We start from the raw sequence: 20,215 nt of genomic DNA on the forward strand, positions 1-20,215 counted from the left end.
CACTGCCTGACGATCAGACCGCCGCGACCCGGCCCGCCAACTCCTCGGCGAGCCGGGTCGCGACGTCGAGTTCCGACGCTTCCACCATCACTCGCACGAGCTGTTCGGTCCCGCTGGGACGCAACAGAACTCGCCCCGATTGGCCGAGCTCGAGCTCGGCGACGGCCACGGCGTCCGACACCGACGGTGCCGACGCCACCGCAGCTTTGTCCGAGACACGTACGTTGATCAACACCTGGGGCAGCGTGCGCATCGGCGACGCCAGATCCGCCAGGGTGCGTCCGGTCCGGGCCATCCGCTCCATCACACGCAGCGCGGTCGCGATCCCGTCGCCGGTCGTCCCGATCGCGGGCAGTACGACGTGCCCGCTCTGCTCACCGCCGAGCGCGTACCCTCCGCGGCGCAACTCCTCGAGGACGTATCGATCACCGACTGCGGTGGTGCGCAACGTGATTCCCGCTTCGCGCATCGCGATGTGGAGCCCGAGGTTGCTCATGACGGTGGCGACCAACGTGTTGTCGGTCAGCGTGCCGTTCTCACTCATCGCGATGGCCAGCACAGCCATGATCGCGTCCCCGTCCACCACCGCACCGGAGGCATCGACGGCGAGGCAGCGGTCGGCGTCGCCGTCGTGCGCGATCCCGAGGTCGGCCCCGTGCTCGACGACAGCCTTCTGCAGCCCTTCCAGGTGCGTCGAACCACACCCGTCGTTGATGTTCAGCCCGTCGGGCTCGGCGTTGATCGCCACGACCGTCGCACCGGCCCGGCGGTAGATCTCCGGTCCGACCGTCGAGGCTGCACCGTGCGAGCAGTCCACCACGACGGTGACACCGTCGAGTCGGTGCGAGAGCGGTGCGACGAGGTGCCCGGCATAGAGCTCGGCAGCGTCGGGAGCGACGTCGATGCGACCGATGGCAGCGCCGGTCACATCGACCGGCTTCTCGGTGCGGCCGTCCACCCCGAGCAACGCCTCGATGCGATCTTCCATGTCGTCGTCGAGCTTGTGCCCGCCTGCGGCGAAAATTTTGATTCCGTTGTCGGGCATCGCATTGTGCGAGGCGGAGATCATCACGCCCAGCGCCGCGCCGTATTCGCCGGTGAGGTAGGCGACCGCGGGGGTCGGCAGCACGCCCACGTCGATCACGTCGACACCCGAGGCAGTGAGCCCGGCCGACACTGCGGCACCGAGCATCGAACCGCTGATTCTGGGGTCACGGCCGACGACCGCTGTCCGTCGACCACCGTCGACATCCGGTGCCAGCACGGCGGCGGCAGCCCGGGCGATGGTCATGGCGAGCTCTGCCGTCAGGACCCCGCCTGCGAGTCCCCTCACTCCGTCGGTGCCGAACAATCGCGCCATGAATGAAGACCCCTTCGAACAGAGAGAACATCGTCGGAAAATGCCTCGAGGGCAGGCATCCGATCTTGCTGGAGCCTGCCCTCGAGGATGGAACGGGTAAGACGCGTCAGCGCTTGGAGTACTGCGACGCCTTACGGGCCTTCTTCAGGCCGTACTTCTTGCGCTCGACCGCACGCGCGTCACGCGTGAGGTAGCCGGCGGCCTTGAGAGCCGGGCGATCGTCCGGGGTGAGCTCGATCAGCGCACGCGAGATGGCCAGACGCAGCGCGCCTGCCTGTCCCGACGGTCCGCCACCGTGCAGCAGTGCCACGATGTCGAAGGACTCTGCGCGGTCGACCAGCACCAGAGGAGCCTTGATCAGCTGCTGGTGCACCTTGTTCGGGAAGTAATCCTCGAGGGTGCGGCCGTTGAGCTTGAATCCACCGGTGCCCGAGGACAACCGAACACGAGCGACGGCTTCCTTGCGGCGTCCGACGGTCTGGATCGGGCGATCGAACACGATGGGGGCCGGAGCTGCAGCAGCTTCGATTTCCGTGGCCACCTCGGGATCTTCCACTGCCACGAACTCGTCGGCGGCGATCTCTTCGATGTTCTCCTGCGACGTCACGTCATTTCCCTCCGGCGCCGTCACTGGGACACCTGCTTGATCTCGAACGGAACGGGCTGCTGAGCGGCATGCGGGTGGTTCGGTCCCGCGTAGACCTTCAGCTTGCTCGCGATGGCATTTCCGAGCTTGTTCTTCGGGATCATGCCGACAACGGCCTTCTCCACGAGACGGTCGGGGTTGTTCTCGAGCACCTGACGCGTCGAGCGCGACTTCAGACCGCCCGGATGGCCGGAGTGGTGGTGGTGGAACTTGCCATCGAGCTTGTTGCCACTGATGGCAACTTTCTCGGCGTTGATGATGACGACGAAGTCGCCACCGTCGACGTTGGGTGCGTAGGTGGGCTTGTGCTTACCGCGGAGCAGTGTCGCGGCCTGGACGGCGAGGCGTCCGAGCACGACGTCCGTGGCGTCGATCACATGCCACGTCCGGGTGGTGTCCCCGGCCTTCGGGGCGTAAGTAGACACAGAAAATTCCTGTCTTCATGATGTCGCTGCTGGCCAAGACGTGTGGATGCCCTCGGCGGCCAGTTGAGACCCGAGGACAAGAGCTCTGCACATCGAAGAAATGCGGCGAGCCCATACACGCCAACGGGGAACGATACCGGGAGCCGGCACCCAGGTCAAAACGCCTCCGACGCGGAAGACCGGCTCAGGATAGGCGAACGCACCGCACACAGCGGCGGGCCGCAGGCAATGCCTCGAGCCTGATCGCCGGTATCGACTCTCCGCACCGCTCGCACGTGCCGTACGTCCCGAGATCCCACCGCGTGGACGCGGCGTCGAGCTCGCGCATCTCGGACTCGGTGTCGGAGATCAGGGCTGCGATCTTGGCACGCTCGAAGGCGATGGTGGAACCCTCCGGGTCGTGTTCGTCGTCGTCGGTGGTCCACCGGCTGCCTTCGATGACCGACGCGAGCTCGTCGCGAAGGGAGTGCAGGCGGTGTTCGGCGCGAGAACGCTCGGCATCGATCGCCGTCCCGAAATCCGTCATTCGTCCAGTACACACCGCCACCGCAACCCGCGCCAGGTGGCGCGCCCCTCGACAGTCGTATGCCCCGACCGACAAGTGCCGATCGGGGCATACGACGCTCGTGGTCTACGGTCAGCGCGCCATGCGCGCCTTGTTCGCCATCTCCACCCCGTGCATGGCCTCGCCGCCGGTGCGGGCGGCCGCAACGAGGCTCGACAGAATGAGATTGAGCTCGTCGGATGCGGAGTTCCACTGACGCTGGAGTTCGTAGTAGGACGTCATCGCGTCGCCCTCCCACGATTCGTAGAGTCTCTTCGCAGTGCCGTCCACGTCGGCGAGAAGGTCTTTGGTCACGTTCGCCTGCTTGTTCATCGCCTCGGTCAACGCCGCGATCTGAGCGAAGTCGTACTTCATGTCGAATCAGTCTCCTAAATAGAGCTCGGTCGTGTGGTCGGTCGTTCGGTGGCCGGTCGTGCCGTCAGTTGAACGTGGTCAGTCCCGAACCGAGCGATCCCGCCACCTGGTTCACAGCCGCCACGTTGTCGTCGTCCGCATCGGAGTAGCCGTGGCCGTTGGTCTTGATGTCCGCCGAGATCTGCTCGAGCGCGCTGCGCATCTTCTGGGCACTGGTGTCCCACTGCGACATGACATCCTGAAACGACTTGCCGGCCTTGCCCACCCACGCCTCGGCGGTCTGCTCGACGATGGAACGCACGGCCGAGTTGGACGCATCGATCGACACGCTCAGGCCCTCGATCGTCGCCCCGGCAGCAACGAGCTCCTGCGGTGTGACGGTGACGCCGTTCGACGAACCCATAGATTCCGGTCCCCCTGGATATCCCACTTCGACTCCTCTGCTTCGATTTTCGTATCCACGTACGCCCGCGGCGCACATGACGCTCGACCGAGGGACCGCGTGCGGCCCGCTCACTCCCCTACATCTCCTTGGACGCAGCCACCCCTCGGTTCGGTTCCGGCATACGGCGAAAATCTGCGCGGCGGCCTCAACTCATCGGCACGATCTCCAGAGTCTGGGTGGCCAGATCACATTCGGTGTCGATCGCGGACGAGTCCGGTCCCTCGAACTGGCAGCCGATGCTCACCTGCACATCCGATTCGACCAGCACACGCCACAACACAGTGGACGCATCGGCCGGCCGCTCGACGTACGAGATCCCCACCCGACCTCCGAAATCACGGGCAGGCTCCAGCGATCCGATCGGGGAGTCGGGTCCACGCGCGTCGACTGCCGCACCGAGCTCGGACGCAACCTGTTCGAGCGTCGAGCCGGGCACCAGTTCCTGCACTGTGACGACGATGCGACGCTCGGGTGCTGTCGGCGGAATCAACACCATCCGGGCCGGGTCCTCCATCCTGGTCCAGGTCGCCGGTAGTCGCAGCGACGCCCGGCCCGAGACGAACGTCGCCGACGGGATCACCGACGGTGACTCCCTCGTCGCCGACACTGCTGTCGCCGAGGTCGTTTCGGTCGTGGGGGCGGCTTCGGTCGCGGAGGTGGCTTCGGTCGCCGATGCCGCCTGGGTGGCAGGCACCGCGAACGGCGGCGAGGTCGCGACGGCCACCTCTTCCGGAGACCGAAAGACGAACGTCAGTGCAACGACACCACCGGCAACGATGACCGATGCGGCCACCGCACCGAACGCTCGAACCGGCAATCCGCTTCTTCGCGGAGGTGGCACCGCGACGGTCACTTCGTCGAGCCATGCCGCCGAGCGCCCTGCCGCGGCTCGACCTGGCGAGGCAGTCTCCACCTCCGCTCCCGCACGTCGATACAGAGACCTGGCCACGTCGAGACCGGTCAGCCATCGTGCCGGATCTTCCGCAGCGGGGCTCGAGCTCGAACCCGACTCCGTCACGATGAAAATGTCCTCGGGACATTGCGACACCGACGATCGAAGGTAGTCGTCGGCTCGTCGTCGCCAGCTGTCGTTTCGTTCTCCGACAGCAAGTACTGCACCGATGTCGCCGCCGTGAGTTCCTGCCTCGTCCACCAGAACGACCGTCGTGTCGAGAGTGCCCACTTCGATCACCACCGCAGCAGCCGGTGCGCGTTCTCCCGCCGACGCGACCGCGGCGATCGCCGTCTCCACGACGACGACCTCGCTCGCCGACGTGGCGAACACGGCTCGGAGGAGCTCTCGACGCTCGTCGCCCCACGTCGAGGGATACGCGATCTCGAGCAGATCGAGTCGGTCGTGTATCCCGGCTCCCTGCAGCGCCGACCACACGATCCCGTGCAGGACTTCGCCGCGATCCCACACTGCGCCGCCCACGAGGATCGATCGATCGTCGAGACACAGCAGCGGAGGGACCTCGGTGTCCGCGCCCGCCCGCCCGAAGACGAGACGACCACCCTCCGATACCGCGTATGCGGATCCGACGTGTTCGCGTGGACCCTGCAGCGTCGCACCGGACGCGACGACAGAAATCTCCGAATGACTCAGATGCACAGCCGCGTAACGCCACTGCGCCCTCGTCAACTCGAGTGTCCGAGCTGCACGAGCGCGGGGCCGGACCGATCGACGAACACTCCACGTCCGGGCGGCATCGGGCTCGGACGCACGGTGCCGATCAAGCTCCCCTCGTCTCGGCTCCCGCTCATGACCAATCCCGGAGTCACCAGGTCGCGTAGCCGCCCGATCACCGGGTCGAACAGTGCCCGCGCCGCCCCGCCCGAGCGACGCGCCACGATGAGGTGCAGTCCGATGTCCCGGGCGTGTGGCAGATGCTCGACCAAGGGCGACAACGGGTTTCCGGACGCCGTGGCCACCAGGTCGTAATCGTCGACGACGACGAACACCTCGGGCCCGTCCCACCACGACCGCTCTCGGAGCTGCTGCTGGGTCACGTCCGATCCCGGCATGCGCCTGCTCATTCTGCCTGCAAGATCGACGATCATCGCCGTCAACGTCGCCTGCGCGGCCGCATAGCCGGCCAGATGCTCGGAATCGACTGTGCCCAAGAGAGTTCGACGGTAGTCCGCCACGATCAGTTTCACCCGATCGGGTGGGTTCGCATCGACCAAAGATCGACAGATCCCCCGCAGCAGGGACGTCTTCCCGCATTCGCTGTCGCCGAAGACGACGAAATGTGGGTTCTCGGCGAAGTCGACCGTCACCGGAGCCAGCTCGGCCTCGTCGATGCCGATCGGAACCCTCAGTTCCGCAACGGTGCCACGGTCGCGGGGCCAGGCGCCGGCGAGTCGATCGAGCACCTCCGACCGTTCGAGCATCTCCGGCAACATGCGGACCGGCGGGGCAGGCGACCCCGTGGACGCTGCGGCGATCGCGCTGACGGACTCTGCGACAGCTCGAGACAGGTCGGCCACCGATCGACGGTCGTCGACCCGAGGCAGTGCGATCTGCAGGTGGAGACCGTCCTTGGTCATACCCCGGCCCGGTCGGCCCTGCGGCACACTGGCGGCTTTCGTTCGGCCGATGTCCGAGTCCGACGGATCTCCGAGTCGCAGCTCGAGCCGGGTCCCGATCAGATCCTTCGTCGCGGGCCTCACTTCTGCCCAGCGAGAGGCCGTCAGAACGAGGTGCAGACCGAATGCCAGTCCCTGGGTCGTCAGCGTCGCGATCTGCTGTTCGAGACTCTCGAAGTCGGATCTGATGGATTGCCATCCGTCGATCACCAGGAAGACGTCGCCGAACCGGTCGTTCGCATCGACCGGTTGCATCGCCCGCAGCCGCCGGAACTCGACCATGGAATCGATGCCGCGATCTCGAAAAGTCTTCTCCCGCTGACGAACGACAGCCGCGACCTCGGCCACGGTCCGGCGTACTCGGTCGACGTCCAATCTGTTGGCCACCGATCCGACGTGCGGTAGTTCGGCCAACCCGGCCAGCGTTCCACCCCCGAAGTCCAAGCAGTAGAACTGAACCTGAGCGGGTGTGTGCGTCATCGCCAGAGCCATGATCAGCGACCGAAGGGCCGTCGATTTCCCCGACTGCGGAGCCCCCACGATCGCCACGTGCCCGGCTGCACCGGACAGGTCGACGGTGAGCAGATCCCGCCGCTGATCGAACGGCCTGTCGATGATGCCGATCGGAGCACGAAGTGTGCTCAGCGAATCGACGCCGCCGCTCAGTACCGACCGAGGCAGTATGCGGGTCAGTGTCGGTGCCTTGTCCAACGGCGGTAGCCATACCTCGTGGGCCGGCATACCGCGGCCTGCGATTCGGCCGACGACGACGTCGAGAACGGTCGCGCCGGTGTCGTCGTTCTCGACCGGATCCGGTTCGACCACCGGCTCGACACGGACGTCGTTCTCGACGGGATCGACCACGACCGGATATGCGGTGAACGGCCTCGGACGGATATCGACGCCCTGCGCAGCGGGTGCCCCCGCACTCGAACGTGGCGGAACGTACGGCCCGGACACGTAGGCCGCAGCGAAGCGGACGATCTCGGCCGAATCGCACTTGAGATAGCCGGCACCGGGCTGAGCAGGCAGGTGGTACGCGTCGGGAACACCGAGAACAGAACGTGACTCGTTGGCCGAGAACGTCTTCAGACCGATTCGATAGGACAGATGGCTGTCGAGTCCGCGCAGCTTGCCTTCTTCCAGACGCTGACTGGCCAACAACAGATGCATGTGCAACGAACGTCCGAGCCGCCCGATCGCCACGAACAATTCCGCGAATTCCGGTTGCTGACTGAGCAATTCCGAGAACTCGTCGACCACCACGAACAGAGCGGGCAATGGCGCCAGAGCAGCTCCCGCTGCGCGCGCCTTCTCGTAGTCGGACACATTGGCGAAGTTTCCGGCCGAGCGCAGCATTTCCTGCCGACGGTTCATCTCGCCGGCGAGGGCATCACGCATCCGGTCGACCAGAGCCAGGTCCTCGGACAGGTTGGTGATCACGGCCGCAACGTGCGGCGCGGCCTCGAGCCCCGCGAAGGTCGCCCCGCCCTTGAAGTCGACCAGCACCAGGTTCAACTGCTGCGGGGCGTGGGTGGACACCAACCCGAGAACGAGCGTACGCAGAAACTCCGACTTACCCGAACCCGTTGCGCCGATGCACAATCCGTGTGGACCCATGCCGTTCTCGGCAGACTCCTTCAAATCGATCTCGACTGCGCTGCCGTCGGGTGCGACGCCGATGGGTACCCGCAACCGGTCTCGACCGCGACGCACTGTCCACGCTCGATCCGTATCGAGCGCACCGACGTCGGCGATTCCGACGAGGCTGTTCCATCCCGACACTGCGGCCCCGTCGTCGGTGACGGTATCGACAGCGGAGGGCGACGACGGCGCGCGATACGGAGAAAGGCGTCGAGCAACGGCGTGTGCCTCGGTGGTACTCATCGCGTCCGCCACAGCGAAGACCTCGACTGCCGTGCCGCTGACCGCACCGATCGAGTCGTTCTCGACCACCAGCTGGAGCCCGCGACTTGCCGCCAGTCGCGTACACAACCGGGACAGGTCGACGATGGTGACGGAATCGAGGCCGGTGTCGGTGAGGTCGGTCGAACGGTTGGCAACCAGTCCGCCGTCCACCACGATCACCAACTGCGTGACCCCACTGTTCACCGCCCCACGTGCGAAGCGATTCCGCATCGACAGGACGTCCCCCAGCGCGCTCTCGAGCTCGAGGACACTGCCGAAGATCATTCGCGCAGAACCGGCACCGTCTCGCAACACGTCGTGTTGTGTGTGCGGCAGCCACTTGGTCCATTCCCACTGCTCCACGGTGTCGGGGCCGCAGACGACGGCAACCGCGAGGTGGTCCGGTCCGTGAAAGGTACAGAGATAGGCGACCATCGAGCGCACCATCGCACGAGCGGCATCGCGATCCCCGGCTATCGACAGAGCGGCGAATCCCCTCAGCGACACGGCAATCGGCAACTCGGACACCACCGAGTGTGCTCGCACGAATCGGCGCAGCGACACCGCGGACACCGGTTCCAGCTCTTCCACAGGTCCGGTCTCGGGAGGCACGAGTCGGGTCGCCAAACGCTGATCGCCGAGCCCGACCCGCACGTGCGCGAAGTCGGCGTCCTGAGGCCGACGTTCCCACATACGCTGCGTTCCGGCCGTCGACCACAGAGTGCCCGGATCCGGATGGCTCCACTCGAGTGCCCTGCGCTGATCTCGCTCGGTGTCGGCGACGTCTCGTCGAAGCTGGTCGAGATACCGCAGATAGTCCTTACGGTCCTCGTTCGCCTCGGCGGTACGTGCTCCCCCGGACTTGCCCCCGCCGGCCAACATGCCCACCATCGACATCAGCATCATGGCTGGGAACATCAACATCATCGGGTTCGCTGCCGCACCGGAAGTGAACATGAGCGCAACCATTCCGACCATGGCGGCGACCATCACCAGCGGCATCAGCTTCATCAGGAGATTGCCGGGTACCGCGCGCGGCACGGGAGGCGGCGGTTGAAGTACGACCTCGCCGCCCGGTGACCGAGGTACTTCCCGGCGCGCGCTGCGAACGAAGCGCACGGTACTCATCGATCAGCCCCCACGGCCGCGCCCCCACAACTGCATTCGCGGCGACCTCCCCCCGAGGCCGCGTGGACGACAGGCTAACGCATGCACAACCGGAGGGTCCACCGTTGCGTCGAAGCATCGGGATACAGAAATAGAACGGCACCGCATTCGGTTGAACGAAGAATGCGGCTCCAAGGCCGCACATGTTCGACGAACGAAAGGTCGGCTTCCGTGTCCGTACCCCTGTCCATCCTCGATCTCGCACACGTGGGCGAGGGCGAAACAATCCGAGACAGTTTCGACGCCAGCGTAACGCTCGCCCAGCATGCCGAGAACTGGGGTTACCAGCGCATCTGGTACGCCGAACATCACAACATGAAGACGATCGCATCGTCGGCGACATCGGTGTTGATCGGGCACGTGGCCGCACACACGAAGCGAATTCGACTCGGCTCCGGCGGGATCATGCTTCCCAACCACGCGCCGCTCACCATCGCCGAGCAGTTCGGCACGTTGGCCACGTTGTTCCCGGACAGGATCGATCTCGGACTGGGCCGCGCCCCCGGCAGCGACCAGGTGACCATGCGCGCCATGCGCCGCGACCCGGCGTCCTCGGACCGATTCCCTCAGGACGTCCAGGAGCTGCAGGGGTACCTGTCCCAGCAGTCCCTCGTCCCCGGGGTCAGTGCCACGCCGGGTGCCGGCACCGAGGTGCCGCTGTACATCCTCGGATCGTCTCTCTTCGGCGCACAGCTCGCGGCGGCCCTCGGCCTGCCGTATGCATTCGCGTCGCATTTCGCACCCGACGCACTCGAACAGGCCGTGGAGATCTATCGCCGCGACTTCCGTCCGTCGGCGCAGCTGTCCGAACCTCACCTCATCGTGGGCGTCAACGTGATCGCCGCGGACACCGTCGCCGAGGCTCAGGCCCAGTTCCTCCGCACCAAGAGAAGCCGCGTGAGCCTGCTGCTCGGACGGGGTCGCACCTTCACCGACGAAGAAGCCGACATGGTGCTGGAAGCACCCGCGGGGCAACAGATCTCGAAGATGACGAAGTACTCGGCCGTCGGGACACCCGACATGGTCAGGGAGTACCTCGACCGATTCGCCGAACGCACGGGAGCAGACGAGTTGATCGTCGCCTCAGGCGTCTCCGATCGTCGATCCTGGCTCAGGTCGTTCGAGCTGCTGGCCCAGGTGAGCGAGCTGGTTCCCGCCTGACTGCTGCGAGCAGGTCTCGGCGGAGGCGACGAGCGGTCGAGTGTCGGCGTGATGTCGTAGGGTGTGGACGCACGATGCCCGGGGGGCGGGCATCGACAGTGCACTGCACGCATCCGGGGGGGATATCCATGACACGCGCCGACAGCCGTCCCGCAACGACGAACACACCGACCGACGCAGCCGAACCGACCATCGCATCGGACCCGGCCCGACGTGCGCAGGGGCTGCGTGCCGTCTTCGCGCAGGACGTGTGTCGGGTGACGGTGTCGGCGAGGTCGACCCAGGTTGATATGGCACTGCCCGTGGACGTTCCGGTGTCGCTGTTGATTCCGGGGATCGTCGACATGATCGCGTCACGAGCGGAGCCTGCGGAAGGACCGGGTCCGGTCGGGAGCCGGACCGCGGACTCCGGATCCGACGGGTTGTCGGGGGCCTGGACACTGTCCCGTATCGGACGTCCGCCGCTACCGTCCACGTCCACACTGTCGGAACTGGGCGTACGTGACGGCGACCTGCTCGTGTTGGGTGTCGCCGCGCGTCCGGCACCGACTCCGTTGTTCGACGATCTCATGGATGCCGTGGCCCGTTCCGGCACCGACGACGTTGCTCAGTGGACCGCGCGTACTGCACGCACGGTCGGTTCGATCATCACGGGCTCGACGGTCCTGCTCGCCTGCGGAATCGTTCTGAGTGACCCGGTGCGAGCCGGTGCCGAGAACACGAGCAGCCCGGTCGAGGCAGTCGCCGCGGTCACGGCCGCGGTCCTGTTCGCCGTTGCGGGGATGATTCTCGGCCGGCTGTACGAGCAGGTGGCCGTCGCGGCGCTTTTCGGGGGATGCGCCTCGGCGCTGATGTTCACCGGTGGAACGCTGTTCGTACCCGGCCAGTTCGGGGCAGCTCACGTGATGTTGGGTTCGGCCATGGCCGGCTCGATCGCGCTGTTGTCTCTGCGAATCGGCGGTGCCGGGCTCGCCGTGTTCACCGGGTCGATCGTGCTGGCAGTGTCGGCGTTCGCCGCGGCGGCCTGCGCGTTGTTCACCGTGATGACGCCGGCGGCCATCGGTACCGTCGCAGCACTCGTAGGTCTGACCGGAATCGCCGTGTCGGCCCGACTGTCGATGATGCAGGCGCGGCTTCCGTTGCCTCCGGTCCCCACCGCCGGTGCCCCACTGGACACCGCCCAGGAGGCAGAGCTCGATTCGATGTCGTTCGCAGATCTGCAGGTGGCAGCCACGCGCGCACGGAGCTACCTGACGGGATTGCTCACGGCGTTCACGATCGTGGTGGTGATGGGAGTACTCGCTGCGGCGGCGAGCGACACCGCGACCGGCTCCGGGTGGCCCGGCATCACCCTCGCCGCACTGTGCGCGCTGGTGCTACTTCTGCGCGGACGCACGTATGCCGTTGTGACACATGCCGTCCCACTCGTCGGTGGTGGTGCGGTCGTCCTGTTCTCGCTCTCGGTCGGGGCAGTGATCACATTTCCGGACCGTGCACTCGAGTTGTTCGGCGCGGCGTTGGCCGCCGCCGTCGTCGCATCCGTGTTCGGAGCCCTGGTTCCGACCCGCAACTATTCGCCGGTGATGCGGCGATCGGCCGAACTGGTGGAATACGCCGCGATCGCCCTCGTCATTCCGATCGCAGTATGGGTGTGCGGTCTGTACAGCGTCGTCCGCGGACTGTGACCGCGCGCCGGCGTCGTGCGCACACCGTTGCCGCGCTCACCGTCCTGACCCTCACCTACGAAGCACTGATGGGACCGTCCTTCGCGCACGCCGAACGCCCGCTCATCGATCCGGTGCAACTGCCACCGCCCAGCCCTCCCGCGCCTTTGGAACCGACCGAGCAGAAGAACGCGTGCGCCGTCCCCTCCGAAACGATCGACGCCCAGGAAATTCCGACGGCGCAACAGGCACTCGACTTCGCGTCCGTGTGGCCGATCACTCGCGGAGCCGGTCAACTGATTGCCGTCATCGATACGGGCGTCACGCCTCACCCACGTCTGCCGGGTCTGATTCCTGGGGGCGACTACGTCGGCACCGCCGACGGATTGTTCGACTGTGACGCGCACGGCACGATGGTGGCCGGTCTCATCGCCGCGCAGACAGCCTCGGGCAGCGGTTTCGCCGGCGGCGCTCCGGACGCCCGCATCCTGTCGATCCGTCAGTCCAGCAACGTGTTTCAAGTCGTGGACAACAGGACCGACCAGGAGAAGTCGACCGAACCCGAGAACGCTGCCGGGTACGGAAACGTACGGACGATGGCCATGGCAATCCGGACGGCGGCCGACGCAGGCGCATCGGTCATCAACATCTCCGAAGTGGCGTGCGTCCCTGCCGGCGCAGGCGTCGCCGACGGCCCACTCGGTGCAGCAGTGCAGTACGCCGTTCGTGAGAGTGACGCCGTCGTCGTGGCTGCGGCAGGCAACTTCGGAAGCGGCGCGTGCAGGACACAGAACCCCATGCCCGAACCGGTCCGGCCCGAGGCGGACCCGTGGGAAGGGTTTGCGACCATCGCGACACCTGCCTGGTTCGACGACGTGTTGACCGTCGGTTCGGTCGAGTTGGACGGTTCGCCGTCGTCGTTCAGCCTGGCCGGACCATGGGTGGACGTGGCTGCTCCGGGCTCCAACATGACGTCGCTGTCGCCGGCGGGCAACGGCCTGGCCAACGGCATTCGGGGCACCGACGGCGTAGTTCCCATGAGCGGAACCAGTTTCGCCGCACCGCTCGTCGCTGCGACAGCCGCACTGGTGCGGGCGTACAGGCCCGATCTGTCCGCTCTCCAAGTGATCGACCGCATCGAGCGAACAGCTCATGCGCCGGCCGACGGATGGAATCCGTCGGTCGGCCACGGCGTCGTCGATCCACTCGCTGCGGTAACCGACGTCGTGACACCGACGCAGCGAACCGTCCCCGCAGATGCGGTCGCGATCGGTGCGCCGCTCCCACCGCTCGCCGTCGATCATCGGCCCCGCGATGCGGCGGTGGCCGGGTCGGTAGTGGTCGCGGTGATTCTGGGCCTCGGAACGGCAGTCTCCATTCCCCTGCGCCGACGACTGTGATCGGCTCGCCCACTCACCGGGACTACTTGGACGGAACCGCGGCTGCCTGCGGGTCCGCCGCGACCCCGTCGTGCATGGTCAGCGCCTGACCACGCCCCAGAGTCGGCCCGCTGCCCAGCAACTGCAGAATCTGCCACGGTGCAGGCGCCGGGAGTCCGAAGCCCAATGCCGACGCTGCATCCGCACCCTCGACTCCGTAGCGAACTCCCGTGTCGGCGACGAAGAAGACGCCGTCCTGACGGGTACTGGCAGTCGAGATACCGGTGCTTCGAACGAATCCGCCGCTACCCGGTGACAGATGGACCTGGTCGACCGCATCACCGCCACCGTCCGCCTGAGCCAGTTCCACCGGTGAAGCGGTGGTATCGAGTGGCAACGCACGTCCTGCGGATTCGACCAGCTGCGCAGTCGGCCCACCGTCGGCGACATCGAGTGGTGACCACGTCAGACACCCGACCGGCCGCCGGCCCGAGTCGACGATGTCGGGAGTCGTCGGCGGGAAGGTCGATACGTCGAGCCCGGACATCGTCTTGGGAGCGTCGGCCAGGACGTCGGGATTGACGGCCGCGATGTCGGGACTGCCCTGCGAGTCGGCGAACTTGACGAGTAGGGCTGCGGTTTCGCTGATGGCTTGGATGCCGTCCTCGAGCACGACGTAGTACCGAACGTCGCGGCCGGCAACCTTGACCACGGAGCCGATAGGCCGGTTGTCGAACGGGTAGGCGGGGATCTCACCCGCTCGCGCTATGAACGGAGCCGTCACCGCAGGCGACTGCGGTACCGCGTTGAGCAGACCGGCACTGACCGGCGTCGGCGTCGCATCCTCGAGGCCCAGCGCACGAACGACAGCTCTGTCCGCCAGATCGACCGGCGACTTGGTGCCGTCGTGGACGAGATACGCCGCACCGCCCGAAGTCCACAGGAATGCTTCGGATGGGCCGAGCGCAGCCGCGTTCTCGCCGTAGCGGGGCTCCCCCACGATCACCGTCGTGGACGTGACGCCGGCGATCGGATCGACCGTGTCGCACACGGTCCACGACTCGGCCTCGCCGTCCGGGTCGTGCGGCAGCGCCGACGGGGCACCGGGAATTCCGACCAGCGCACCGCGAGGTCGCGACGCCAGTTCCGACTCCTTCACCGTCACAGGGTTGTCAGGCCTTCCCACGATCAACCGCGCCGAAGCCAGGTTCAGCACCGGATGGAACACGCCGTCGACGCTGACGAACATGGCGGCCGACTCCTTACCGACCACGATCGACGCGTCGCCGATCTTGTCCTGAGGCCGAAACAGCGCCAGGGCAGCGCAGCCCGCCAGACCCACGCATGCGACGACGACACCCACCATGAGCGCGCGCGACTGCGACTTCATCGGGTCGTGCAGCATCCGCGCGTCGCGCCTGATGAGGGCATGTTCCATTCGTCGGACGAGAAAGCGGTATCCGCCGACCTGCCATTTCGTCGTCGGAGTAGATGCCACGATTCCTCCCCAGGATTGTGCCGACCCGATCCCCCATCGGGTCACGCGACACAGTACAGTTCGTCCGCACCCATCGGCGACCGCGTCGGCGACGATCGATCGGGCTGCAACCTTCGGGGGGAGGGTATGTGATGACGCGTTCGAGGAGACGACGGCGCACGTCGGTCGTATCGTTCGCCGTTCCAACTGTTCGAGGGTTGCTCGCGGCCGAAATAACTACTGTGACAACAACTCTCGCACTACTCGCGGCCGACGTGCCCGTCGAGTGGACGCTCACCGCCGCAGCGACGGTGTCGCTCGTACCGTTCGTCGCCTTTCGGCGAACGTCGATCGCCGGCTGGCTGGTCGTCGCTCTACGCTTCGGATCCGGCCGAGTCCCTGCCGTCGGGGTGACAACAGAACATGTCGACCCCGACGGCCGGCCCGTCGGTGTGCACTGGCAGCGCGATACCGTCACGTGCACCGTGGAGATCATTGCACCGGAACACGACACGACGGTGCTGGCGCGAACGCGAGCCGACACACGACACACGCTGCCCATCGAGGCGTTGACGTCGTGCTTTCGGCAGCACGACGTCGAGGTTGCCGCAATCGACATCGTCGCGCTCGGGTTTCGAACCGCCGACGGTTCGGTGGCCACCGACGTGTACGAGGGCCTCATCGGCCCGTTGCCCGCCGTCGCGCAACGGACGGTATGGGTGTCCGTCACTCTGGACGTACGAGCCAACGCCCGAGCGATGGCAGCGAGGGGCACGGGCCGGACCGGGGCGGCCCGAACCGCGGTCGTTGCAGCCCTCCGCACTGCACGCGCCTTGGAATCTCATGGACTGTCCACACGGCTGTCGACGGCCACAGAACTCCGAGCCGCGGCATTGCACCTGAGCCGGGGTGTCGAGACCGACGACCTGACTCAGGTGTGGTCCTACGCTCCATTGCCCGGCGTGGCGAGTACGGGTTACGGAATCGATTGCAGCACAATCACTGTCGAGGATCTTTCGGCCTTGTGGGCGACACCGTCGCTGGGTACGACCATGTCCGTTCACCTGCGCCCCACCGACGAGCCGAGCCGCGTCCGCGTTCGTGCGTCGTGCAGATTCGCTGCGCGAGAGGCAATCTCGAGGCCCGATGTTGCTTCACTGACCTCGATGGCCGGACGTCAACGAGACGGCATTCTCGCTCAATTGCCACTGGCTGTGGCAACACACTCGGCAGTGATGCCGGTCGGAACCCTCTCGACCTCCGCACTGCAGGCCTGGGCGTTCCCGGTGAGTGGTTGCGGCCAACTACTGGGATCGGATACGAACGGAAACGGTGTGGCAGTGCGGATCTTCGGGGCGAACCTGCCGCGGGTCAGCATCGTGGGCGAGCTCTACCTCGCCCAACAGCTTCTGTTCCGAGCCGTGGCGACCGGAGCGCGAGTTGTCGTCAGGACGGACAGACCGCACGCCTGGGGAGCCCTCCGCGACGCCATCGGGGAGCCCGAGCGGTTTCTGGTCGACAGCGACCACACACGGGTGCGGCCCTCGTACGACGTCGTCGTGGTCGACTTCGCAGACGGCTCCATCTCGCTCGATCACCAATCTGTCCCCGGCGTCACTGTGATCTCGCTGACCGAACACGAACCGCCGCATGATCCGGCGGCACCCGGGCCGACCCGACAGAGATTCGCCGCGACACTGTCGATCGTTCAGCCGCGTGCGTCCGGTGACCGTATTCGGGTGCGTTCGGGTCCCATCGACATCGAACTGACGCTGGTCACCATTCCGCAGGAAACGGCGTTCATCGGTCGACCGAGAAGTCTTCGACCCGCCGTCCGAGTCTGACAGTGTCAGCCGGGGTACGGGACGCGCGCCCGCGCGCTCGACACTGCGCCGGCCCACCACTCGAGTTGGTCGAGCAATCGCCCCAAGGAGTCGACAGCAGCGGGATCGTCGACGCCACCGGCCTCGTCGAAACGCCGACGCACGCGATGGAGTGATACCGAATCCCGTACCGACACCATGTGTAGCTCTGCGGCGATGAGGCGCAGTTGCTCGGTCGCTCGCACACCACCCGCCAGACCGCCATAGGAAACGAATCCCACTGGCTTGGAACGCCATTCGTACTTCACCGTGTCGAGCGCGGTCTTCAGCGAGCCGGGCACAGCGTGGTTGTACTCGGGAGTGACGAGGACGAACGCGTCGGCCTCGCCCACGATGCGGGTGAAACGTTCGGAGCCCTCGCTCGACGTCAAGCTGTTCGGGAGATCGAAGTCCGCGAGATCGACATCCACAACCGTGAGAGAGTCGCGCGCCGAGGCCACGCTGCGCACCCAGGCTGCGACGGTGGGGCCCACCCGCCCCTCCCGAACGCTGCCGGTGACCACCGCTAGACGTATCGGCTGGATCGTGTCGGCACCGGACCCGGCGCAATCGTCGCTCATCCTTCTCCTCCACAGCATTCGTCGCCGACGATTGCCGGTCGAGTCTCCCGGGTGGCAGCATTGCGCGCGGCCAACATGTCGGCTGGTGGATAGTCGACCCGCACCAGGGCAAGTCCGTGAGCCGGGGCCACTGCCACCTCGCTCGCGCGTTCTCGACGACCGAGCAGAGAACGTGCCCAGTCGGGGGTTCGTCGTCCTTCACCGACGGCCTGCATCGCCCCGACCAGACTGCGCACCATCGACCAGCAGAACGCATCGGCTCTGACGTACGCGGTCAGTCGATCCCCCTCGCGTTCCCAGTCGAAGCGCTGCAGTTCTCGCACTGTCGTGGCACCGTCTCGCCTCTTGCAGAACGCTGCGAAATCGTGCAGTCCGATCAGTGCCTGCGACGCCTCGCGTACCGCGTCCAGATCGATCGGCCGCGGCCAGGACACGACTCCGGCGACATCCAGAGGATCGACGCCGTAGAGCGCTGTGCCGAATCGGTACTCGTAGTGACGGCGATATGCCGAGAACCGAGCGTCGAAGTCGGGCGAGACCTCCGTTATCGCACGAACCCGGACGTCGGCGGGAAGGAAGCGCGCCATTCTTCGAATCAACCGGTCGTGCTCGTCCGGCACACCCACCGCGTCGAAATGTGCAACCTGACCGGTCGCGTGCACTCCGGCGTCGGTTCGACCGGCAACCGTCAGCTCGACCGGTTGACGGAGCACAGTGGAGAAAGCCTCCTCGAGCACGCCACACACGGTTCGGATACCGGGTTGCCGAGCCCAGCCGGAGAAGTTCGTGCCGTCGTACGAGATGTCGAGCCGATATCTGGTGGGGACCGACAAAGCGGGCCCGCCATCTCCTGAGGAAATGGCGGGCCCGCTTCGGTCGTGCTCGGAGCTCACAAGGACTAGTCCTTCTTCGCATCCTCGGCCTCGGGGGCGTCCGACGCGTGAGCGTCGTTGTCCTCGATGCCTTCGATGACTGCGTCGGCGTTGGCCACCTCGGCGTCGGTCGCGTCGGCTTCGACAGCCTCGACGACGTTGTCGTCTGCCGTGTCCTCGGCCGGAGCCTCGGTTGCGGCGGGAGCAGCCTTCGATGCCTTCACGCGGCGTGCGCGGTCGGCTTCGTTGGACACCGTCTGCTCGTTGACGAGCTCGATGATGGCCATCGGCGAGTTGTCACCCTTACGGGGGACGGTCTTGATGATGCGCGTGTAGCCACCGTCGCGATCGGCGAAGAAAGGCCCGATCTCGGCGAAGAGCTTGTGCACGACATCTTTGTTGTTGATCGTCTTGAGAACCTCACGACGATGGGCCAGATCACCCTTCTTGGCATGGGTGACGAGCTTCTCGGCGTGGGGACGAAGGCGCTTGGCCTTCGACTCGGTGGTGGTGATGCGGCCGTGCTCGAAGAGTGACGTCGCCAGGTTGGCCAGGATGGCCTTCTGGTGTGACGCCGACCCGCCGAGACGGCGGCCCTTGGTGGGCTTGGGCATGATGAATCTCCTAGTAAGAGCTCCAGCGAGCTGATTACAGCTGTTCTGTCTCGGCGTAGTCCTGCTCGGCGCCTTCGGTATCGCCGAAGGAGCCTGCGTCGGTGTCACTCCACGTGCCGGTGGTGGCGTCGTAGCCAGGCACGGTGCTCGGATCGAACGACGCGGGGCTGTCCTTGAGGGAAAGGCCGAGCGAGTGCAGCTTGACCTTCACCTCGTCGATGGACTTCTGCCCGAAGTTACGGATGTCGAGCAGATCGGACTCGGTACGACCAACCAACTCACCGACGGTGTGAACACCTTCGCGCTTGAGGCAGTTGTAGGAACGAACCGTCAGGTCCAGATCCTCGATGGGGAGTCCGAAGGATGCGATGTGATCGGCCTCGGCGGGCGAGGGTCCGATCTCGATGCCTTCTGCTTCGACGTTCAGCTCACGGGCGAGGCCGAAGAGCTCAACCAGGGTCTTGCCCGCCGAAGCGAGCGCGTCCCGCGCGGTGATGGAATTCTTGGTCTCCACGTCGAGAACGAGCCGATCGAAGTCGGTGCGCTGTTCGACGCGGGTGGCCTCCACCTTGTAGGTGACCTTGAGCACGGGCGAGTAGATCGAGTCGACCGGAATACGGCCGATCTCGGCACCCGATGCCTTGTTCTGAACGGCGGGGACGTAGCCGCGACCGCGCTCGACGACGAGCTCGATCTCCAACTTGCCCTTGTCGTTCAGGGTCGCGATGTGCAGATCCGGATTGTTCACCGTGACGCCGGCCGGAGGCACGATGTCGCCTGCGGTGACAGCGCCGGGGCCCTGCTTGCGGACGTACATGGTGACCGGTTCGTCTTCTTCGGAGCTCACCACGAGTCCCTTGAGGTTCAGGATGATGTCGGTGACATCTTCCTTGACTCCGGGAACGGTGGTGAATTCGTGGAGGACGCCGTCGATACGGATGCTGGTGACAGCAGCGCCGGGGATCGACGACAGCAGGGTGCGGCGGAGCGAGTTGCCGAGTGTGTAACCGAAGCCGGGCTCGAGCGGCTCGATGACGAATTTCGAGCGGTTGTCGGCGATGACCTCTTCGGTCAACGTCGGGCGCTGTGAAATGAGCATTCTGTGTTCCTCCTGTACGGGCGTCCGCTATTTGACGCCCACGTGTG

17 protein-coding genes are annotated in these 20,215 nt (G+C 66.0%); 4 read left to right on the forward strand and 13 right to left on the reverse strand.

All coding sequences use genetic code 11. The features are described from left to right. Positions 1-13 precede the first annotated feature (13 nt). The 8 genes from glmM to eccCa form a co-directional block, all read right to left on the reverse strand. Positions 14-1,360 carry a phosphoglucosamine mutase gene (gene glmM / locus J2X62_RS00425; RefSeq protein ID WP_027496346.1) on the reverse strand — a complete coding sequence of 449 codons (1,347 nt, stop codon included), beginning with the start codon at positions 1,358-1,360 and terminating at the stop codon, positions 14-16. A gap of 106 nt (positions 1,361-1,466) precedes the next feature. Beyond that, positions 1,467-1,991, reverse strand: a complete 525-nt coding sequence (rpsI, locus tag J2X62_RS00430; protein ID WP_027496345.1) for a 30S ribosomal protein S9 — start codon at positions 1,989-1,991, stop codon at positions 1,467-1,469. Continuing rightward, the gene (gene rplM / locus J2X62_RS00435; RefSeq protein ID WP_027496344.1) at positions 1,988-2,431 is read right to left on the reverse strand and encodes a 50S ribosomal protein L13; all 444 of its coding nucleotides are present in this window, start codon (positions 2,429-2,431) and stop codon (positions 1,988-1,990) included. The genes rpsI and rplM overlap by 4 nt, the downstream gene beginning before the upstream one ends. Positions 2,432-2,615: 184 nt before the next feature. Beyond that, on the reverse strand, positions 2,616-2,957 hold the full coding sequence (locus tag J2X62_RS00440; RefSeq protein WP_027496343.1) for a TraR/DksA C4-type zinc finger protein: 342 nt from the start codon (positions 2,955-2,957) through the stop codon (positions 2,616-2,618). 111 nt (positions 2,958-3,068) lie between these two features. Continuing rightward, a complete protein-coding gene (locus J2X62_RS00445; RefSeq protein ID WP_032365622.1) occupies positions 3,069-3,350 on the reverse strand; it encodes a WXG100 family type VII secretion target in 282 nt (93 codons plus the stop codon). A gap of 64 nt (positions 3,351-3,414) precedes the next feature. Beyond that, positions 3,415-3,753 (reverse strand): WXG100 family type VII secretion target, encoded by a 339-nt coding sequence (locus J2X62_RS00450; protein ID WP_032365623.1) that lies wholly within the window; start codon positions 3,751-3,753, stop codon positions 3,415-3,417. Positions 3,754-3,940: 187 nt separating this feature from the next. Continuing rightward, positions 3,941-5,437 carry a type VII secretion-associated protein gene (locus tag J2X62_RS00455; protein ID WP_310176136.1) on the reverse strand — a complete coding sequence of 499 codons (1,497 nt, stop codon included), beginning with the start codon at positions 5,435-5,437 and terminating at the stop codon, positions 3,941-3,943. Then, the gene (gene eccCa / locus J2X62_RS00460; protein WP_310176138.1) at positions 5,434-9,420 is read right to left on the reverse strand and encodes a type VII secretion protein EccCa; all 3,987 of its coding nucleotides are present in this window, start codon (positions 9,418-9,420) and stop codon (positions 5,434-5,436) included. The genes J2X62_RS00455 and eccCa overlap by 4 nt, the downstream gene beginning before the upstream one ends. A gap of 210 nt (positions 9,421-9,630) precedes the next feature. Here eccCa and J2X62_RS00465 point away from each other — a divergent pair, with 210 nt between their 5' ends. The 3 genes from J2X62_RS00465 (at position 9,631) to mycP (ending at position 13,684) form a co-directional block, all read left to right on the forward strand. Then, positions 9,631-10,620, forward strand: a complete 990-nt coding sequence (locus J2X62_RS00465; protein WP_027496339.1) for an LLM class flavin-dependent oxidoreductase — start codon at positions 9,631-9,633, stop codon at positions 10,618-10,620. A gap of 128 nt (positions 10,621-10,748) precedes the next feature. After that, a complete protein-coding gene (eccD, locus tag J2X62_RS00470; RefSeq protein ID WP_310176142.1) occupies positions 10,749-12,305 on the forward strand; it encodes a type VII secretion integral membrane protein EccD in 1,557 nt (518 codons plus the stop codon). Further along, positions 12,266-13,684, forward strand: a complete 1,419-nt coding sequence (mycP, locus tag J2X62_RS00475; protein ID WP_310390571.1) for a type VII secretion-associated serine protease mycosin — start codon at positions 12,266-12,268, stop codon at positions 13,682-13,684. Before eccD ends, mycP begins: the two co-directional genes overlap by 40 nt. Positions 13,685-13,706: 22 nt before the next feature. Here the strand turns inward: mycP and eccB are convergent, their stop codons facing one another. Continuing rightward, positions 13,707-15,161: a type VII secretion protein EccB gene (gene eccB / locus J2X62_RS00480; protein WP_222063466.1), complete on the reverse strand. Its 1,455-nt coding sequence runs from the start codon at positions 15,159-15,161 to the stop codon at positions 13,707-13,709. Between the two features lie 131 nt (positions 15,162-15,292). Here eccB and eccE point away from each other — a divergent pair, with 131 nt between their 5' ends. Beyond that, positions 15,293-16,984, forward strand: coding sequence for a type VII secretion protein EccE (eccE, locus tag J2X62_RS00485; RefSeq protein ID WP_310176144.1), 1,692 nt, complete (start codon positions 15,293-15,295; stop codon positions 16,982-16,984). Positions 16,985-16,989: 5 nt separating this feature from the next. On the opposite strand, the gene J2X62_RS00490 is transcribed toward eccE, so the two are convergent. From J2X62_RS00490 to J2X62_RS00505, 4 genes are read right to left on the reverse strand one after another with little or no spacing between them, the layout of a single operon-like run. Then, positions 16,990-17,583: an NADPH-dependent FMN reductase gene (locus J2X62_RS00490; RefSeq protein WP_222086425.1), complete on the reverse strand. Its 594-nt coding sequence runs from the start codon at positions 17,581-17,583 to the stop codon at positions 16,990-16,992. After that, entirely contained in the window at positions 17,580-18,476 is an 897-nt protein-coding gene (truA, locus tag J2X62_RS00495) for a tRNA pseudouridine(38-40) synthase TruA (protein WP_057474239.1), read from the reverse strand. The genes J2X62_RS00490 and truA overlap by 4 nt, the downstream gene beginning before the upstream one ends. A 5-nt stretch (positions 18,477-18,481) precedes the next feature. Then, positions 18,482-19,069, reverse strand: coding sequence for a 50S ribosomal protein L17 (rplQ, locus tag J2X62_RS00500; RefSeq protein WP_027496333.1), 588 nt, complete (start codon positions 19,067-19,069; stop codon positions 18,482-18,484). Positions 19,070-19,103: 34 nt separating this feature from the next. Next, complete coding sequence (locus J2X62_RS00505; protein WP_027496332.1) at positions 19,104-20,168, reverse strand: DNA-directed RNA polymerase subunit alpha; 1,065 nt, start codon at positions 20,166-20,168, stop codon at positions 19,104-19,106. Between the last annotated feature and the right edge of the window lie 47 nt (positions 20,169-20,215).

This window comes from Rhodococcus sp. 3258 (genome assembly GCF_031456475.1).
In the GTDB taxonomy this organism is placed as follows: domain Bacteria; phylum Actinomycetota; class Actinomycetes; order Mycobacteriales; family Mycobacteriaceae; genus Rhodococcoides; species Rhodococcoides fascians.